The sequence below is a fragment of the Streptomyces sp. NPDC002886 genome, assembly GCF_042888445.1.
Lineage (GTDB): Bacteria > Actinomycetota > Actinomycetes > Streptomycetales > Streptomycetaceae > Streptomyces.
On record NZ_JBIAPV010000002.1, the window covers coordinates 671337 to 686717 of the forward strand.

Annotated in this window: 20 protein-coding genes; 10 read left to right on the forward strand and 10 right to left on the reverse strand. The window is 72.9% G+C overall.

Features of this window, described 5'->3' with window-relative positions; all coding sequences use genetic code 11:
• Positions 1-78 precede the first annotated feature (78 nt).
• Positions 79-549, forward strand: coding sequence for a hypothetical protein (locus ACFYYB_RS09180; protein WP_389434194.1), 471 nt, complete (start codon positions 79-81; stop codon positions 547-549).
• 30 nt (positions 550-579) lie between these two features.
• Here the strand turns inward: ACFYYB_RS09180 and ACFYYB_RS09185 are convergent, their stop codons facing one another.
• Together ACFYYB_RS09185 and ACFYYB_RS09190 are read right to left on the reverse strand one after the other, a co-directional pair.
• The gene (locus ACFYYB_RS09185) at positions 580-840 is read right to left on the reverse strand and encodes a DUF397 domain-containing protein (RefSeq protein WP_389434196.1); all 261 of its coding nucleotides are present in this window, start codon (positions 838-840) and stop codon (positions 580-582) included.
• A complete protein-coding gene (locus ACFYYB_RS09190; RefSeq protein ID WP_389434198.1) occupies positions 800-1648 on the reverse strand; it encodes a Scr1 family TA system antitoxin-like transcriptional regulator in 849 nt (282 codons plus the stop codon). The genes ACFYYB_RS09185 and ACFYYB_RS09190 overlap by 41 nt, the downstream gene beginning before the upstream one ends.
• An 84-nt stretch (positions 1649-1732) precedes the next feature.
• On the opposite strand from ACFYYB_RS09190, the gene ACFYYB_RS09195 reads away from it, so the two are divergent.
• Positions 1733-2152 carry an ATP-binding protein gene (locus ACFYYB_RS09195; protein WP_389434199.1) on the forward strand — a complete coding sequence of 140 codons (420 nt, stop codon included), beginning with the start codon at positions 1733-1735 and terminating at the stop codon, positions 2150-2152.
• 79 nt (positions 2153-2231) lie between these two features.
• Here ACFYYB_RS09195 and ACFYYB_RS09200 read toward each other — a convergent pair whose 3' ends face one another.
• A complete protein-coding gene (locus tag ACFYYB_RS09200) occupies positions 2232-2957 on the reverse strand; it encodes a hypothetical protein (RefSeq protein WP_389434201.1) in 726 nt (241 codons plus the stop codon).
• Between the two features lie 77 nt (positions 2958-3034).
• On the opposite strand from ACFYYB_RS09200, the gene ACFYYB_RS09205 reads away from it, so the two are divergent.
• Complete coding sequence (locus tag ACFYYB_RS09205; protein WP_389434203.1) at positions 3035-3919, forward strand: LysR family transcriptional regulator; 885 nt, start codon at positions 3035-3037, stop codon at positions 3917-3919.
• Between the two features lie 57 nt (positions 3920-3976).
• On the opposite strand, the gene ACFYYB_RS09210 is transcribed toward ACFYYB_RS09205, so the two are convergent.
• A complete protein-coding gene (locus tag ACFYYB_RS09210) occupies positions 3977-5083 on the reverse strand; it encodes a hypothetical protein (protein ID WP_389434204.1) in 1107 nt (368 codons plus the stop codon).
• Positions 5084-5322: 239 nt separating this feature from the next.
• Here ACFYYB_RS09210 and ACFYYB_RS09215 point away from each other — a divergent pair, with 239 nt between their 5' ends.
• Entirely contained in the window at positions 5323-6165 is an 843-nt protein-coding gene (locus tag ACFYYB_RS09215) for a uridine kinase (RefSeq protein ID WP_389434205.1), read from the forward strand.
• 13 nt (positions 6166-6178) lie between these two features.
• On the opposite strand, the gene ACFYYB_RS09220 is transcribed toward ACFYYB_RS09215, so the two are convergent.
• Positions 6179-6805, reverse strand: coding sequence for a hypothetical protein (locus ACFYYB_RS09220; RefSeq protein WP_389434207.1), 627 nt, complete (start codon positions 6803-6805; stop codon positions 6179-6181).
• 210 nt (positions 6806-7015) lie between these two features.
• Here ACFYYB_RS09220 and ACFYYB_RS09225 point away from each other — a divergent pair, with 210 nt between their 5' ends.
• The 4 genes from ACFYYB_RS09225 (at position 7016) to ACFYYB_RS09240 (ending at position 10886) form a co-directional block, all read left to right on the forward strand.
• Complete coding sequence (locus tag ACFYYB_RS09225; protein WP_389434209.1) at positions 7016-7657, forward strand: class I SAM-dependent methyltransferase; 642 nt, start codon at positions 7016-7018, stop codon at positions 7655-7657.
• Positions 7658-7797: 140 nt separating this feature from the next.
• Entirely contained in the window at positions 7798-8793 is a 996-nt protein-coding gene (locus tag ACFYYB_RS09230; protein WP_389434210.1) for an N-acetylmuramoyl-L-alanine amidase, read from the forward strand.
• A 148-nt stretch (positions 8794-8941) separates the two neighbouring features.
• The gene (locus ACFYYB_RS09235) at positions 8942-9772 is read left to right on the forward strand and encodes a hypothetical protein (RefSeq protein WP_389434211.1); all 831 of its coding nucleotides are present in this window, start codon (positions 8942-8944) and stop codon (positions 9770-9772) included.
• 103 nt (positions 9773-9875) lie between these two features.
• Positions 9876-10886: an LLM class F420-dependent oxidoreductase gene (locus ACFYYB_RS09240; protein ID WP_389434212.1), complete on the forward strand. Its 1011-nt coding sequence runs from the start codon at positions 9876-9878 to the stop codon at positions 10884-10886.
• Here ACFYYB_RS09240 and ACFYYB_RS09245 read toward each other — a convergent pair.
• The 3 genes from ACFYYB_RS09245 to ACFYYB_RS09255 form a co-directional block, all read right to left on the reverse strand.
• Entirely contained in the window at positions 10883-11512 is a 630-nt protein-coding gene (locus ACFYYB_RS09245; RefSeq protein WP_389434214.1) for a hypothetical protein, read from the reverse strand. The two genes, ACFYYB_RS09240 and ACFYYB_RS09245, sit on opposite strands and share 4 nt — an antisense overlap.
• A 25-nt stretch (positions 11513-11537) precedes the next feature.
• Entirely contained in the window at positions 11538-11975 is a 438-nt protein-coding gene (locus ACFYYB_RS09250) for a hypothetical protein (RefSeq protein ID WP_389434215.1), read from the reverse strand.
• A 74-nt stretch (positions 11976-12049) separates the two neighbouring features.
• Entirely contained in the window at positions 12050-12694 is a 645-nt protein-coding gene (locus ACFYYB_RS09255; RefSeq protein ID WP_327306955.1) for a hypothetical protein, read from the reverse strand.
• Between the two features lie 127 nt (positions 12695-12821).
• Here ACFYYB_RS09255 and ACFYYB_RS09260 point away from each other — a divergent pair, with 127 nt between their 5' ends.
• Together ACFYYB_RS09260 and ACFYYB_RS09265 are read left to right on the forward strand one after the other, a co-directional pair.
• The gene (locus tag ACFYYB_RS09260; protein ID WP_389434217.1) at positions 12822-13124 is read left to right on the forward strand and encodes a hypothetical protein; all 303 of its coding nucleotides are present in this window, start codon (positions 12822-12824) and stop codon (positions 13122-13124) included.
• A gap of 102 nt (positions 13125-13226) precedes the next feature.
• Positions 13227-13421, forward strand: coding sequence for a hypothetical protein (locus ACFYYB_RS09265; RefSeq protein ID WP_389434218.1), 195 nt, complete (start codon positions 13227-13229; stop codon positions 13419-13421).
• 80 nt (positions 13422-13501) lie between these two features.
• Here ACFYYB_RS09265 and ACFYYB_RS09270 read toward each other — a convergent pair whose 3' ends face one another.
• The gene (locus ACFYYB_RS09270) at positions 13502-14590 is read right to left on the reverse strand and encodes a prenyltransferase (protein WP_389434219.1); all 1089 of its coding nucleotides are present in this window, start codon (positions 14588-14590) and stop codon (positions 13502-13504) included.
• On the reverse strand, positions 14587-15321 hold the full coding sequence (locus tag ACFYYB_RS09275) for a class I SAM-dependent methyltransferase (RefSeq protein WP_389434220.1): 735 nt from the start codon (positions 15319-15321) through the stop codon (positions 14587-14589). The genes ACFYYB_RS09270 and ACFYYB_RS09275 overlap by 4 nt, the downstream gene beginning before the upstream one ends.
• Between the last annotated feature and the right edge of the window lie 60 nt (positions 15322-15381).

Genomic DNA, 15381 nt, shown 5'->3' on the forward strand with positions numbered 1-15381 from the left:
CCCAATGGCCGCTATGCCCGCCCCGCGGATCTTGCTTGAGTGCGCGTGTTCCGTCCACGCCGCCACCAGGGAGTCCCCATGTCCTACCGCCCCCGCCTCCGCAGCACGGTGATCGGCGCGTGCACCGCGGCGCTCCTCGCCGGCTCCGCCCTGGCCTCCGTGCCCGCCCAGGCGCAGAGCCCGCGGACCTCGGCGACCGCCACCGTCCGCATGGAGAGGGCCGAGGCCGCCGTCATCACGTTCTTCCAGGCGTACCTGGACGCCACCAACGGCTCCCACTCCGAGGGCAAGGACACGTTCGCGGTGCGGAAGGAACTCCTCACGTCCCGGCTCGACGACGAGCTCTACAAGTGGGAGGGCGACCACCAGACGCACGGGATCTTCCGCCGGAACGTGCCTGTCACGACGTTCTCGACGGTCTACAAGGGCACCAGCACGGAGGGCATCGCCACGGTGGACCTGACCGAGAAGTTCGAGGACGGCTCCGCCGACCTGGTCGTCCACTACACGGTGCTCGACAACCTCCTGATCGACGGCCTGACCAGCTAGCCCCAGGCCAGGCCCGGCCCCGCCGCACCGTCAGAGGCTGCGGACGAACTCCGCGAAGGCGGCGGGGGCGACGGTGAAGGCGGGGCCGTCGGGGACCTTGGAGTCCCGGACGGCGATGCGGCAGGGCTGGTGGGCGATCTCCACGCACTCGCCGCCGGTGTCACCGCTGTACGAGGCCTTGCGCCAGGCGGCCGCGCCGAGCGGGGCGCACTCGACGCACTCGCCGCCGGTGTCACTGCTGTACGAGGACTTACGCCAGCGCGCGCCCGTCAGGTTCTGGATGGTGTCCATAGCGTTCCTCCATTACGCGGGCGATCAGTCCCGCCGATTTCTCCACGGAGAGCGCGGCGGCCTGCAGGTGATCGTAACGGAGCGAACCCTCCCTGAGAGTTGCCGGATTGGCCGTCATGTGCCCCTGAACGAAGTCCTCGGTGTAGACGATGTCCGGGTCATCCTCGAAGCGCAGGAGGGTGAATGTCCCTGGCAGCCCCGCGTGCGCGCCCGCCTCGAAGGGCAGGATCTGCACCCGCACCCACTCCCGATTCCGCAGACCCAACAGGTGGGCGAGTTGACCTCGCATCACCTCCCGGCCCCCGACCTCCTGGTGCAGGGTCGCCTCGCTCAGCACCACCCACATCAGCGGTGGGTGGTCGCGCTCCAGGATCCGCTGCCGTTCCATCCTGGCGGCCACCAGCGCGTCGAGCCCCTTCTCGTGCCGCACGCCGAGTACGGCCCGCGCGTAGGCCTCCGTCTGCAGCAGTCCATAGACCAGCTGGGCCTGGAAGGTGGAGATGTACGCCGCCTTCGCCTCCATCTCCGCATACGCCTGGAACCAGGTCGGCAGCTGGCTCCGTAGCACCAGCCCCACCAACCGGGAGAACACACCACCTGTATCCAGCGCCGCGTCGACCCGTTCCGAGAAGTCGCGGGTCGGGACCTTCCTCGCGGTCTCGATCTGCCCGATCAGCGAGCCTGCGCAGAAGATGATGTCGCCCAGCTGCCCCTGTTTGAGCCCCGCGGCCTCCCGCAGGCGGCGCAGTTCGGCGCCGTAGTAGTCCAGCGGAGAGGCGCTGGGGTCGAGACTGCGGATGTTGACCATGGAGCGGTCACCCCCAAGTACACGCCGGGCGGCGTTCGTTTCGGTCCATAGCCGAGCGTAACCACGCCGCTCCAGTCTGGTGCCATGAATCTCACAACTGACTGCTCAGCGGGACACGTTGACGCCAGCTACCGCATGGGCTTCACCGTCGGTGACCATTCCGCCGGCCACATGCGCCGCATCCTGCGGATGTTCCTCGCCCAATGGGAGCTCGAAGCCCTGGCCGACGCCGCGGAGCTCGCGCTCACCGAGCTGGTCGCCAACGTCGTGCGCCACGTACCCGGACGCGGCTGCGTGGTCCTCATCCTGCGCCGGCCGGACGGGCTGCGCGTGGAGGTCTCGGACGGCTGCCCCGCGCCCCCGCACCCCCCGACCGGCTCCGGGGAGCTGAGCGAGGACGGCCGCGGCCTGCTCCTGGTCGAAGCGGTGACGGACCGCTGGGGCACGGCACCGAACTCCACGGGCAAGACGGTGTGGTTCGAGTGCGACGCCGCCGCGCGGTGACCCGGTACGACGTCACGCGGCGCTCCGGAGGAATGCCGTCCCCGTCCGGGCGGGAACACTCCCTTCCGGGTCCCCGCGGTCAGCGGGTCCGCGCGTGCTCCACGGCCGCCGCCGCCAAGCCCGCCACGAACGGGTGCGCGCGGGTGCCGTCGCCGTCCAGTTCGGGCTGGAAGAGGGTGGCCAGGAAGAAGGGGTGTCCGGCCAGTTCGGCGATGCGGATGTCGCCCGATTCGTCGGCGCCGGTGAAGGTCATGCCGTGGGCCCGAAGGAGGTCCAAGTGGAGGGGGTTGGGGCCGTAGTTGCAGTGGTAGCGCGCCTGCGTGCGGTCCGCGCCGAGCAGCCGGGCGGCGCGGGAGCCGGGGGTGACCCGTACGGTCCCCTCGTGGCCCACGAGCGAGCAGGCCAGCGGGACGACCACCGCGTCCGCCTCGGCGGTCGCCGGGTCGTTCTCGGCGTGGGCGGCCCGGTCCAGCCCGCAGACCGTACGGGCGAACTCCAGCAGGGCGTGCTGGAAGCCGCCGCAGGTGCCGAGGAAGGGGATGCCGTTCTCGCGGGCGTCCCGGATCGCCGTGAGCACGCCGCCCTCGCTGCGGTACGGGCTGCCGGGCAGGACCCAGACGGCGTCGAAGCCGTCCATGCCCTCACCGGCCTCCTCGGTGGGGATCCAGTAGGCGTCCAGGTCCAGGCCCTCGCGCTCGCGCAGCGCCTCCAGCAGGCCGGGGACGCGGGCGTGGGAGCGTACGGCGTCGGAGCGGTCCGCGATCAGGGCGATGCGGGCGGGCGACGTGCGGTGGTTCGCGTTCATGACGACCATCCTCCGAGCCGCCTGCTCATCACGTCCAACGATGATCCGCACTACCCGCATAAGCGATACTGATGCCCATGGATCCGCATCTCCTCCGCACCTTCGTCGCGGTCCTCGAACACCGCTCCTTCTCCACCGCCGCGTCCGTCCTCGGCTACACGCAGTCGGCCGTCTCCCAGCACATCGCCGCCCTCGAAGCCGACCTGGGCGCCCGGCTGGTCGAGCGGCGGCCCGTCGCCCCCACCGAGGCGGGCGTCCGGCTGATGGAACACGCCCCCGCGCTGCTGCTGCGCCTGGACGCCGCCCGCGCCGACATCGCCCGGCTGCACCGGGCCCCCGACGCCCGGCTGACGCTGGCCTGTTCCCCCGCGGCCTTCGGCCCGGCGCTCGCCCGGGCCCTGGCCCGGCTGCGCGCCGCGGGACCGGTGGAGGTGGACCTGCACACCCTGGCCCGGGACTCCGTGCTCGAAGCGGTCCTGACCGGCCGCGCCGACCTCGGCCTCGTGGACGGCGTGGCCGCGCCCAGCGATCCCCTCCCGCTGCCGGACCTCGGGCCCACCGTCACCCTCGCGGTCGCCGAAGGGCCCCTGGCCGTGCTCTTCCCGCACACCCACCCCCTGGCGCGCCGGAGTTCGGTCCGGCTGCCCGACCTCGCGCAGGCGCAGTGGATCGACGCCCCCGACACGGCCGTCCCCCTGGCCCGGCTCCGCGAGGTCAGCCACACCGCCGGCTTCCACCCCCGGATCCGCCACCACGGCACCGACCCGCACGCGCTGGCCGCCCTGGCCGCCGCCGGGCACGGCCTGACCGCCCTCCCCCTCTCCCTGGCCGCCACCTTCCCCGGCACCACGGCGATCCCGGTCCGTGCCCCCCGCCTGGTCCACCGCACGGAACTCCTCCACCCCACGGCCCCGAACCCGCACGCGGCGAGCCTGGCGGCCCTCCTCACGGCCGCGGGGTAGACCCGGCCGGTCCGGACCGGCCCCCCGGGGCAGTGGCGGAGAGTCGACGCGGTCGCCCTACTTCCACTCCACGCCCTTCACCGACAACTTCGTCGCGTCGTAGGCATCGGTGGAGAGGACCGTCGCGGGTCCACCACCTTGCGGGACCTCCACGACCGCCGTCGCACTCCACACTTCCTCGATGCCGGCCCACTTGCGGCGCCCTCCGCCCAACAGGGCTTCGGAGTCGCTGTCCGCGTCCAGCAGCGCCCAGTTCGCCGAGGTGACACCCCGGTTCCGGTACGTTCCCTCGAGCGTGCAGGTGACCAGGGAGCCGCCGTCCTTGAGCCGGAACACCGGCAGTTCCTCCCCCACCGGCCGGTAGGAGAAGCTGCGCTGCAACTTCTCCGCGGCCCACCCGTTGAAGTGGTCCACCATCGTGCCGGTGAAGTCGCCGGGTTCGAAGTACGGGCTGTCCGGCTTCCCCGCCGGCGCGATGAAGCTCAGGTAGTCCGCGTAGCGACCGCACACGGCGGTGTCCGCCGTCGCGGTCGGCGACAGCTCCGCGTTGCCGGCCGCTCCCCGCGCCGGCTCCGGCAGCACCTTCGGGCGAACCCTGATGACCCCTTCCTTGGGTGACGCCGTCGGCGAGGCGCTCGGGGTCGCCGGCGGAGGCACGGTGACGACCCAAGTGGCCACCACGGCCTTCCAGTCCCCAGCGCCTCCGGCGCCGTCGCCGTCTCCGCCGCCTCCGCCACGCGTGAAGTAGTGCAGGACGGAGCTCCGGTCCTTCTCCGCTCCTTCCCTCTTGCTCAGCACGGCGAATCCCCGCGGAGCCGGTGCACCCTCCGCCACCGCCGGAATCAGGAACACCGGCCGCACGTACCGGACCGGCGTCGCCTTGGTGCCCTTGGCCCGGTCCAGTCGCGCCACGGCCCGGCTCTCCTCCAGCAGCCGACCGCCCTCCACTCGGGCGAGCGCTTCGGTGTCCCCCTTCGCGTCGGCCGCGGCGTTCTCCAGCACGTACCTGTCGAAGACCTCTTTGGCCCGCGCCTCCGTCAGCAGCGGCGCGGCGCCGGCGGCCGTGCCGGCCGAAGACGGGCCGGGGGATCCGACCGCCCCGCCCGCCCCGCCCCCGCCCGTGCACCCGGCCATGACCGTCCCGGCCAGGACGACTGCTCCCATCGCACTCCACGCACGTCCGCGCAGGACCATCGCCCGCTCCCCCTGTCGGTCCATCAGATCGACGTGATCATAGAGTGCGGGTACGACCACAGAGGGCTGCGGAACAGCCCCCAACTCCACTGATCCACCGGAGAATTCCGTGGACGGCTTCGCGCGGTCCCCGCGGGCGGCGCCGGAAGCCGTGCTCGCCGGCTCGCCCTCACCGCACGCACCGCACGCACCGCCCACAAGGAGTTCCCGTGTCCGAGAGCCGCTACGGCCTTCCTCCCGAACGCGCCGCGCTCATCGCCCGCTTGGTCGACCGGTGCACGCCGCTGCTCGAAAGGGGCGAGGGCATGGAACGCGTCCAGGTGCTCCTGCGGGAGCTCGGGGCGGGGGTCATGGACGCGATCATCGTCACCCGAGAACTGCGGGGAGGCGGTCTCGCGGAGGCGAAGGAGATCGTGCTGTCGAGTACCGCGTGGACGACCGGGCCGACGGAAGGCCCGCAGCCCGTGGACTTGGCGGAGCGGGCGGGGGACGTCGCCGAAGCCCTCCTGCGGCTGCCCCCGACCCCACGGGCCACCAAACTCCTCGCCGTCGACGGCGCCGGCGGATCGGGCAAGACCACGCTGGCCACCGCGACGGCCGCGCGCCTCGGCGACGCCGTCGTGGTGCACGTGGACGACTTCTACCGCCCCATGGCCGAGCGTGAGCGCGAGCAGCTCGACGCCGAGCAGGGCTACCACCGCTACTTCGACTGGGAGCGCCTGCGCGACCAAGTCCTGATCCCGCTGCGGGACGACCGGGCCGCCCGCTACCAGCTCTACGACTGGAGCACCGGGCGGCTGGGGGCCTGGGGCGAGATCGGCGAAGGCGGCGTGGTGATCGTCGAGGGGGTCTACTCCGCGCGACCGGAGCTGGCCCCGTACTACGACCTCACCGCCTACGTCGACACCCCTCGGGACGTCTGCCTGCGGCGGGTGCGCGCACGCGGCGAGAACTCCGAGGAGTGGATCCTCCGCTGGCGCGCCGCCGAGGACCACTACCTGCGCACCACCTGGCCCCAGACCCGAGCCGGGCTCCTCGTCAGGGGCTACTGAGGCACCATCGCCCTCAGGGAGCCGCAGGCCCCGTGGGCTCGGAGCCGCCCAGGAGGAACTCGGTGGCCCGGGCGATGGCCTCGGCGTACGTGGGGTGGACCGCCTCCGACTCCTCGTCCCGGCCGTCCGCGGCGGTGGCGGTGTACCACCAGGCGTCGGCGTCCGGGTCGTGGTGGATGACGGCGGTGCCGCCGGCGTAGCGCAGCGGGATGGACTCGCTGGCGGACCGCTTCGCCACCGCATGCGGCCACTTGAGGCGGGCGGACTGGCGCTTGATGCCGCCCCAGGCCGCGCCGAGCTGCGCGTAGCTGGCCCCGCTGCGGCCGGCGACGGTCGCGGCGCTCTCCGCCATCCGGTCGACGGACCGCTTGGCCTCGTACAGCGCCCGCAGCATGGCGAGTTGTACGTCGGGGGCGGCCATCAGGGCGGGATCGAAGGGCTTGCCCTCGGCGCGGTAGGCCTGTGCGCGCGTCGAGATGCGCTGCGCCAACGGCCGGACGGCGTCTAGCACTTGGTCGTCCATGGCGAACGCCTCGTCCTCGGCGGGCTCGCTCCAGGCGGGCTCCACGAGGGCCGCGACGGTGGCCCAGAAGTCCTCGTCGTTCCGGTCGGGGGTCGGGATCGGAGTTGAATCGTCCATGTGACATGTTTACCTGCCGCGACGCCGTACGACAAGTAAAACTGTCGCAAGGTGGATCGACAGGTGTTCATGTCGGTGGACGCATCCCCAGTCCGGCCCCGGCACCGCGGGCGGGCCCGGGCATGGCGTCCTACCAGCGGGTAAGGCACCATGGGCCGCCGACGTGCGCCGATCCAGGCCGGACGCCACCCACCCCGCAGGAGGAACACCATGGCCAGCCCCAAGCCGGAGACCCTCGCCGCCTTCGAGGCCGCCAAGGGGTTCATGCCCGTAGGGGAAGGGCTCGCCCTGTACGCGGCGGCCGCCGACGCGGCGCGGCTCGGGCTGCCGCTCCTGGAGGTCGGCACCTACTGCGGGCGCTCCACGATCCTGCTCGCGGACGCCGCCCGCGAGGCGGGGGTGAGCGCGCTCAGCGTGGACCACCACCGGGGCAGCGAGGAGCAGCAGCCCGGCTGGGAGTACCACGACCCGAGCGTCGTGGACCCGGAGGTGGGGCTGATGGACACCCTGCCCACCTTCCGCCGGACCCTGCACAAGGCCGGCCTGGAGGACCACGTCATCGCGATCGTCGGCCGCTCCCCGCAGGTCGCCGCGGCCTGGGGCGGCAAGCTCGGCCTGGTCTTCATCGACGGCGGCCACACCGACGAGCACGCCACGGGCGACTACGAGGGCTGGGCCCCGCACCTCGCCGAGGGCGGCACGCTGGTGATCCACGACGTGTTCCCCGACCCGGCCGACGGCGGCCAGGCCCCGTACCGCGTCTACCTGCGCGCCCTGGCCTCGGGCGCCTTCGAGGAGGTCTCGGTGACCGACTCCCTGCGCGTGCTGCGCCGCACGGGCGCGGGCATCTGACCTTCGGGTCCTGCCCCGGGGCCCGCTTCGGGGCAGGCTCCAGGGCCGGACCCGGGGCGGGCCCCGGCATATAAGCTCACCGCGCCCCCGGATGGCCCACGGTCCGTACACCCGACCGACCTCCGGTCTAGCATCGCCGGGTGCGCTACGACGAAAGCTCCCCGCCGCTCCCCGAGTCCTCGACGTCCATCAGTCCGGACCGGCCCTGGTACGCCCGCCGGTCGACCCTGGTCGTCGCGGCGGCCGCGATCGCCCCGACCGTTCTGGCCGGGTGGGTACTGACCGAGGTGCTGAGCGGGGGCGCGAGCGACGACTCGCGGCCGCCCCGGATCGTGATGCCGCTCGCGGCTTCGGCCGCCGCACCTTCCGCGTCGGCCACGTCCTCGGCCTCGGCCGCGTCCTCCGCCTCGGCTACGCCGACCCCCGGACCCGGCGCGAGCGCCGCCCCCGCCGCCAAGGGGCTCGCCGGCCGCACCGTCGTCATCGACCCCGGCCACAACACGGGCAACTTCAAGCACACCACCGAGATCAACCGCCAGGTGGACATCGGCACCAACCGCAAGGAGTGCGACACCACCGGCACGACCACGAACTCCGGCTACATGGAAGCCGAGTTCAGCATGGACGTGTCCCGGCGGCTGCGCACCGTCCTGGAGGCCAAGGGCCTCAAGGTGGTCCTCACCCACGAGGCCGGCAAGGAACGCCCCTTCGGCCCGTGCATCGACGAGCGCGCCCGGATCGGCAACGAGGCCGCCGCCGACGCCGTGGTCTCCGTCCACGCGGACGGGGTCTCGGCCGGGAGCCGCGGTTTCCACGTGATCCTCCCCGCCAAGGTCAAGGGCGGCGGCGCGGACACCGCGAAGATCATCGGACCGTCCCGGCAGCTCGGCGAGCGGATCGCCGGAAACTTCGCCCGGACCACCGGCTCCGCCCCCGCCAACTACCTGGGCAGCGGTACCGGATTGGTCGTGCGCGACGATCTGGGCGGACTGAACCTCTCGACCCGCCCCAAGGTGTTCATCGAATGCGGCAACATGCGTGATGCCAAGGACGCGGCACAACTGTCGAGTCCGGAGTGGCGCCAGAAAGCGGCCCAGGGCATCGCGGACGGCATCGTCGGCTTCCTCGGCGGGTAGGGCCACCAGGACCGTCCTCCCGGACGGCCCGCAGCCCCGATCCTCTCGGCCGCGGCGAAGCTCCGTACCATGGTGCCGCCCGCCCCCTGCGTCACGGCGGGCGCCCACGGCACCACGAGACGACGAGACCGAGAAGGACACCTAAGACGTGAACATCCGATCCCTCACACGAGGCGACGGCGTGGTGATCGGAGCAGCGGCGTTGCTGTTCATCGCCTCGTTCCTCGATTTCTACTCCGCGCCCGGCGTCGACGCACCGAGCGCATGGGACACCGACGTGTACCGCCTGGCGCTGCCGAGCATCTTCCTGCTCGCGTTCATCGCCGTCGGCCTGCTCGTCGCGGCCCGCCTGCAGCCCGCCGGACGCCAGCTCCTGGGCCTGCCCTTCCAGGCCTGGGGCACGGTGCTCGCCGTCGCGGCCGCCTGGTCCGCGCTCTGGGGCCTCATCACCTGCCCGACCGGGGCCGACCTCGGCGCGGGCGCGGTCATCGCCTTCCTCGCCACCGCGGCGCTGGCCGGCGTGTCCCTCTTCGGCGCGAAGGTGCCCGCGCTCGCCGGGCAGCTGGTGCCGGACCCGAAGCCCGCCACCACCGCGGTCCCGCCGTACGGCGGCCAGCCGCAGCAGCCTGGCGCCGGGTACGGATACCCGGGCGGCCAGGAGCCGCAGCCGTACGGGGCCGCCCCGCAGCCGGTCCCGCCCTACGGCGGCGGCCACGAGCAGCAGCACCAGGCCCCGCAGACCCCCCAGGACGCCACCCCGCAGCCCGCTCCGGCCGCGGACTTCACGCCGTTCTGGTTCGCCGTTCCGGTGGCCCGCCCGCTCTTCGCGGAGGACGGCAGCCCCGCCCCGATCGCGGAGCTCGCGCCCGGCACCTGGTACCTGGCCGTGGAGCAGCGCGGTCCGGCCACCCTGATCGCCCAGACCCAGGACGGCCGTCGCGGCGTCCTGAACGACACCTCGGGCATCCAGCGCGGCTGATCCCGGTCCCTTGCGCGCACAACGGCCCCCCGCCCTTCCGGGCGGGGGGCCGTTGCCCTACAGTCACCTGACGCATCGTCAGATTCGTGGAGGGGACCGTCACATGCGCCTCGGACTCGCACTCGGATACTGGGGCCGCGGCCCCAATCCGGACCACCTCGACCTCGCCGCCGAAGCCGAGAACCTCGGCTACGACTCCGTGTGGACCGCCGAGGCCTGGGGCTCGGACGCCTTCACCCCGCTCACCTGGATCGCCGCGCACACCTCGCGCATCCGCCTGGGCACCGCCATCGCGCAGATGGCCGCCCGCACCCCGACCGCCACCGCCATGCAGGCACTGACCCTGGACCACCTGTCCGGCGGCCGGATGATGCTGGGCCTCGGCCTGTCCGGCCCGCAGGTGGTCGAAGGCTGGTACGGGCGCCCCTTCCCCTCCAGCCCCCTGACCGCGACCCGGGAGTACGTGGACGTCATCCGCCAGGTGCTGCGTCGCGAGGCCCCGGTCGCACTGGAGGGCCGCTTCCACAGCCACCCGTACCGGGGCGCGGACGGCACCGGCATCGGCAAGCCGCTCAAGCCCATCACCCACCCGCTGCGCGCGGACCTGCCGATCCTGCTCGGCGCCGAGGGCCCGAAGAACATCGCCCAGACCACCCGCATCGCGGACGGCTGGCTGCCCCTGTACTGGTCGCCGACCCGCACCGACGTCTACCAGGCCTCGCTGTCCGAACTCCCCGAGGGGTTCATGATCGCCCCGATGGCCCGCGCGAAGGTCTGCGACGACGTCGCGGAGGGACTCCTCCCGGTGAAGGCGATGCTGGGCTTCTACATCGGCGGGATGGGCCACGCGGCACGCAACTTCCACGCCGACCTCATGGGTCGCATGGGCTACGAGGAGGAGGCGCAGCGGATCCAGGAGCTGTTCCTGGCCGGGCGCAAGGAAGAGGCCGTCATGGCCGTCCCGGACGCGTTCGCGGACGAGATCTCCCTGGTCGGACCGCGGGAGCGGATCGCCGAGCGCCTGGAGCTGTGGCGCAAGGGCCCGGTGACCGACCTGCTCCTGACCGCCCCCGACCCGCACACCCTGCGGGTGCTGGCGGAGCTGAACAGCTAGGCCGGTCTCCCCCCGGCCCCCGGCCGCCGCCGGACCCACGGCCTGCGCGTCCGGGGCGGGGGGACCGGGGCGGATACGGGTGCCGGAGCGGCAGCCGGGACGGCATCGTCCTGGAGCACCCCGCGCGCGACGGCCACGAGGGCGACCAAGGCCGCCCAGAACGGCGCGTAGCACTCGTTGAACCGCTCGATCGCCCCGGCGTCGCCCCCGATCATGTCCTCCAGCGCCTCGTAGCTGTCGGACGTCGACCGCCGCAGCCGGTAGGCGGCCTCCGCGACCTCCTGCGGCCCCTCCAGCTCCACGATGCGCACGAGGTGGCGCAGCGACGCGTACGCGTCGCGCAGCCGCAGGCGCAGGTCCTTGAGCGCGTCGATGCGCACCTCGGGATCCGGTTCCGCGTGGGCGTCGTTGACCTTCCAGTACAGGTCGCCCATCTTCTGCGCCTGCTCGATGACGTCCGCGTAGGCGGTGCGCCGCGCCGTGCGCCGCTGATCCGCCCGCTGGACGGCCGCGGTCGTCTCGGCCTGTATCCGGGCCGCCCGGGCCGTGCCCCGGCTGGTCACCCAGCTCGCGAGCACCGCCGTGCCCGCGGTGAGTACGCCCACCCACAATGTGTTGTCCCCCATGGCCCCATTCTCACGGCCGACGAGGCTACCGCGGCCCGGAATCCGGGGTTTGCTCCGGCGGGGGCGCCGGGAGGGAGTCAGGGGCCGTCTCCGGGAGGGCAGCCAGGAGTTCCCGCAGGTCCAGCGGCATCACGGCGATCTCCATGCCCTCGCCACCCTCGAACTCACAGGTCACGATCCGCGAGCCCGGGTTGATGGAGATGCCCTCCCGCACGGAGGGGACCCGTACGCCGGTGGCCCGGGCTCCGGTCAGGGGCACGGGCTCGCCCCGGCCGGGCACCCAGCGGGCCGCGCCCGGGTCGGCGTACACCCGGCCGCTGCGCCAGCGGCCGCCGCCCGCGGGCCGGCGGGCCATCGACGGGATCCCGGCCGGGGATCCCGCGGCCCGGCGCCGGTGGTGTTTGCGGCGCAGCAGCCATCCGGTCGCGGCGGCGACGCCGGCGAAGAACACGAACTCGATCATCGGCCCATTCAAACAGGGAAACGGAAGCGGGCCGGACCGGAGGATTCCGGTCCGGCCCGCCGCACCGGACCGCGTCAGCCGGTCAGCTGGCCCGCGCTCGGGACCTTGTCGGTCACCGTGGCGCCCGCGCTCTTGCCGGCCTCCTTGACGCTGTTGATGACGTTCTCGAAGGCGCCGATGTCGGCGTCGCCGGCCTGGCCCTTGCGCAGCTTGGTGCCGAGCCCCTTGAGGGAGTCGATCCCCGCCGTCAGCGGGCCCACGGCCTTCGACAGCAGCGGGTCGCCCTTGGCGTTCTCGCTGGCCGCCTTCAGCCGGTTGTAGGCGAAGGCGCCCGCGAGGCCCGCCTTGACCAGGGCGAAGGTGCGGCCCTTGGCGCCCTTCTTGAACTTGCCCGCCTTGTACGGCTTGATGATCCACTGGTAGGTGGCACCCGCCGCGAGTCCCGCGTTGGCGACGAAGCGGGTCTTGGCGAACTTCTGCTTCTCCGCCGGGGTGCTGGGCGAGGGTGTGGCGGCGGCCGCTTCCGCGTCCTCGGCGGATGCCGCGGCGTCGGCCTCGGCGAACGCGGCCATGGCCACCGAAACCTCGTCGGCCTGACCGGGGGCGGCCTTGTCGCCGCCGCCCGAACCGCAGGCGGTCGCACCGCCGAGCAGGGCGCAGGACAGGAGCACCGCCGTGAGGGCACGGCGGAAGCGGACGGCTGTGGTGGGTAGGGACACGGGTCTCCTCCGGGGACTGAGGCGTCCCCCGCAGCCTCACCCCGGCCGCCCTGCTCCGCCACCCGGGGGACCCGTTCGGGTTGGCCCGGCGGGGTTTACCGCGGCGGGGAGCGGCCACAAGCGCGGCATGCGCACACACACGCGAGTACACACCAGAAGAAGCAGCTCGGCGGGCCGCATCGTCGCGGTCGTCGCCGACGTCATGGCCTTCATCATCGGCCTGTGGATCCTGCTGTACCTGCTGGACGCCAACCAGGGGAACGCACTGGTCGACTTCATCCACGACGCGGCGAGCTGGCTGGCCGGCTGGTCCTACGACCTCTTCACCTTCAACCGCGACTGGGTCCAGGTGGTGATCGGCTACGGCATCGCGGCCGTCGCCTACCTGGTCATCGGCCACGCCGTCGCGGGCCGGCTCTACCGCCGCTAGGCCGTCCCTTCCGGAATTCCGGGACACGAGGGCAACCATCCGTGCCGGCCGTGGGTCGAACGGGCGAGAGTTGATGCATTGGACTTCGCCCGGGGGGCTCTTGTGAAGAAGTACACGGCGACCGAGGGTGCCTCACCCGCCCGCTCGGTACCCGCACGCTCGGTACCCGACCGCTCCGCGCCCGCCGCGCCGCACCGGGCCGCGGCGGCCCCGGGAGAGCCCCTCCGCATCATCCGGTTCGCCGTCTCCACCGAGGAACGTGCGCAGGACCCCGAGAGCTACGCCGCCGTGCGCTGACGCGTGCGGCGCGGAGACGAATGCGGGAGGGGGCACGGGCCGCGCCCGTGCCCCCTCCCATCAGCCGTCGGCGTCAACCGTCAGCCGCAGCAGTCCGGTTCCAGGCCGGCCGGCAGCGTCAGGCCGCCGAAGACCGTGCCGGTGGCCTTGTCGCCGCCCAGGGCGGCCACCGCGAGGAGGAGCGAGCCCGCCGTCCAGGTGGTCTGCTCCACGGGCCAGACCGCCCGGTCGTCGAAGACGTACCCGGTCCAGTACATGCCGTTGTCGGCCCGCAGATGGCCGATCGAGCGCAGGATCTCCAGGGCCCGGTCCGACTCCCCCGTCGTCCACAGCGCGAGGGCCAGTTCGCAGGACTCCCCGCCGGTCACCCAGGGGTTCGGCAGCACGCACCGCACGCCGAGGTCCGGGACGACGAACTCCTCCCACCGCTCCTCGAGCCGGGCCTTCGCCTCCGTGCCCGTCAGCGCCCCGCCGAGGACCGGGTAGTACCAGTCCATGGAGTAGCGGGACTTGTCGAGGAACCGCTCCGGGTGCCGGCGTATCGCGTGCCCGAGGGCGCCCGCGGCCAGTTCCCAGTCCGGCTGCGGATCGCCCCTGTGCTCGGCGATGGCCAGCGCGCAGCGCAGTGCCTGGTGGATGGAGGAGGACCCGGTGAGCAGCGCGTCCTCGACCGCCTCGCCGGAGGGTTCGCGCTTCCAGCCGATCTCGCCGCCCGGCTGCTGGAGCCGCAGGACGAACTCGACGGCCGCGTACACGGCGGGCCACATCCGGTCGAGGAAGGCGTCGTCGCCGGTGGACAGGTGGTGGTGCCAGACGCCGACGGCGAGGTACGCGACGAAGTTGGTCTCCCGGCTCGCGTCCTGCGGCTCGCGGGTGTCGACCCCGTCCTCGCGGTCGGCGTAGGCCGCGTACCAGGAGCCGTCGTCGTTCTGGTGGCGGACCAGCCAGTCGTAGGCCCGCTCGGCGGCCTCGTGCTCGCCCGCCGCGTCGAGGGCCATCGCGGCCTCGGTGTGGTCCCAGGGGTCGAGGTGGTGCCCGCGGAACCACGGTATGGCCCCGTCGGCGCGCTGCGCGGCGAGGATCCCGGCGACGGTGGCGGCGGCCTGATCGGCCGTCAGCACGCCGTCCAGGACCAGGTGTTCGGGTGCGGTGCGCCCGGGAGAGCTCACTGCGCGGCATCCACGGGGAGGTGCGGCTTGGTGGCGTAGGCGACGAAGCTCTTGCCGATGACCGGGTTCAGGGCCTGCTCCGCGAGCCGGGTGAGCGCGGGCTTCTTCATGATGTCCCAGACCAGGAGCTTGTGGTACGCCTTGACGGGCAGCGCCTGGTCGTTGTCGACGCCGAAGGCGCACTTGAGCCACCAGTACGGCGAGTGCAGGCCGTGGGCGTGGTGGGTGCCGTACGGCTTGAGACCCGCGGACTCCATCTTGCCGAGCAGCTCCTCCGCCTTGTAGATGCGGATGTGGCCGCCCTCGACCTCGTGGTAGGCGTCGGAGAGCGCCCAGCAGATCTTCTCGGGGCCGTAGCGCGGCACGGTGATCGCGATGCGTCCGCCGGGCTTCAGGACGCGGACCATCTCGGCGAGGACGCCCTTGTCGTCGGGGATGTGCTCCATCACCTCGGAGATGATGACGACGTCGAAGGAGTCGTCGGGGAAGGGCAGCGCGAGGGCGTCGCCCTCCATCGCGGTGGCGGTGGCGCCGGCCGGGGCCTCGCCCGCCTCCTTCATCGCGGCGAACCACTTGGCGACCTCGCGGATCTCCTCGCCGTTGCGGTCGAGGGCGACCACCTGGGCGCCGCGCCGGTAGCACTCGAAGGCGTGCCGGCCTGCGCCGCAGCCCAGATCGAGTACGCGGTCGCCTGCGGCGAGCGGGAACCGGGAGAAATCGACGGTCAGCACGTGGTCCTGCCTTCGCGGTCGCGGGGTGGGGAGGGGAACTGCATCGGACGGAAGGGGGAG

What these genes read in the sequence shown, in the direction of transcription:
- ACFYYB_RS09190 (WP_389434198.1), bottom strand. Translation starts at nt 1,648, where the DNA reads ATGGTCAACATCCGCAGTCTCGACCCCAGCGCCTCTCCGCTGGACTAC.
- ACFYYB_RS09245 (WP_389434214.1), bottom strand. Translation starts at nt 11,512, where the DNA reads ATGGGGGACAACACATTGTGGGTGGGCGTACTCACCGCGGGCACGGCG.
- ACFYYB_RS09205 (WP_389434203.1), top strand. Translation starts at nt 3,035, where the DNA reads ATGGATCCGCATCTCCTCCGCACCTTCGTCGCGGTCCTCGAACACCGC.
- ACFYYB_RS09220 (WP_389434207.1), bottom strand. Translation starts at nt 6,805, where the DNA reads ATGGACGATTCAACTCCGATCCCGACCCCCGACCGGAACGACGAGGAC.
- ACFYYB_RS09180 (WP_389434194.1), top strand. Translation starts at nt 79, where the DNA reads ATGTCCTACCGCCCCCGCCTCCGCAGCACGGTGATCGGCGCGTGCACC.
- ACFYYB_RS09260 (WP_389434217.1), top strand. Translation starts at nt 12,822, where the DNA reads ATGCGCACACACACGCGAGTACACACCAGAAGAAGCAGCTCGGCGGGC.
- ACFYYB_RS09240 (WP_389434212.1), top strand. Translation starts at nt 9,876, where the DNA reads ATGCGCCTCGGACTCGCACTCGGATACTGGGGCCGCGGCCCCAATCCG.
- ACFYYB_RS09185 (WP_389434196.1), bottom strand. Translation starts at nt 840, where the DNA reads ATGGACACCATCCAGAACCTGACGGGCGCGCGCTGGCGTAAGTCCTCG.
- ACFYYB_RS09200 (WP_389434201.1), bottom strand. Translation starts at nt 2,957, where the DNA reads ATGAACGCGAACCACCGCACGTCGCCCGCCCGCATCGCCCTGATCGCG.
- ACFYYB_RS09195 (WP_389434199.1), top strand. Translation starts at nt 1,733, where the DNA reads ATGAATCTCACAACTGACTGCTCAGCGGGACACGTTGACGCCAGCTAC.
- ACFYYB_RS09250 (WP_389434215.1), bottom strand. Translation starts at nt 11,975, where the DNA reads ATGATCGAGTTCGTGTTCTTCGCCGGCGTCGCCGCCGCGACCGGATGG.
- ACFYYB_RS09210 (WP_389434204.1), bottom strand. Translation starts at nt 5,083, where the DNA reads ATGGGAGCAGTCGTCCTGGCCGGGACGGTCATGGCCGGGTGCACGGGC.
- ACFYYB_RS09225 (WP_389434209.1), top strand. Translation starts at nt 7,016, where the DNA reads ATGGCCAGCCCCAAGCCGGAGACCCTCGCCGCCTTCGAGGCCGCCAAG.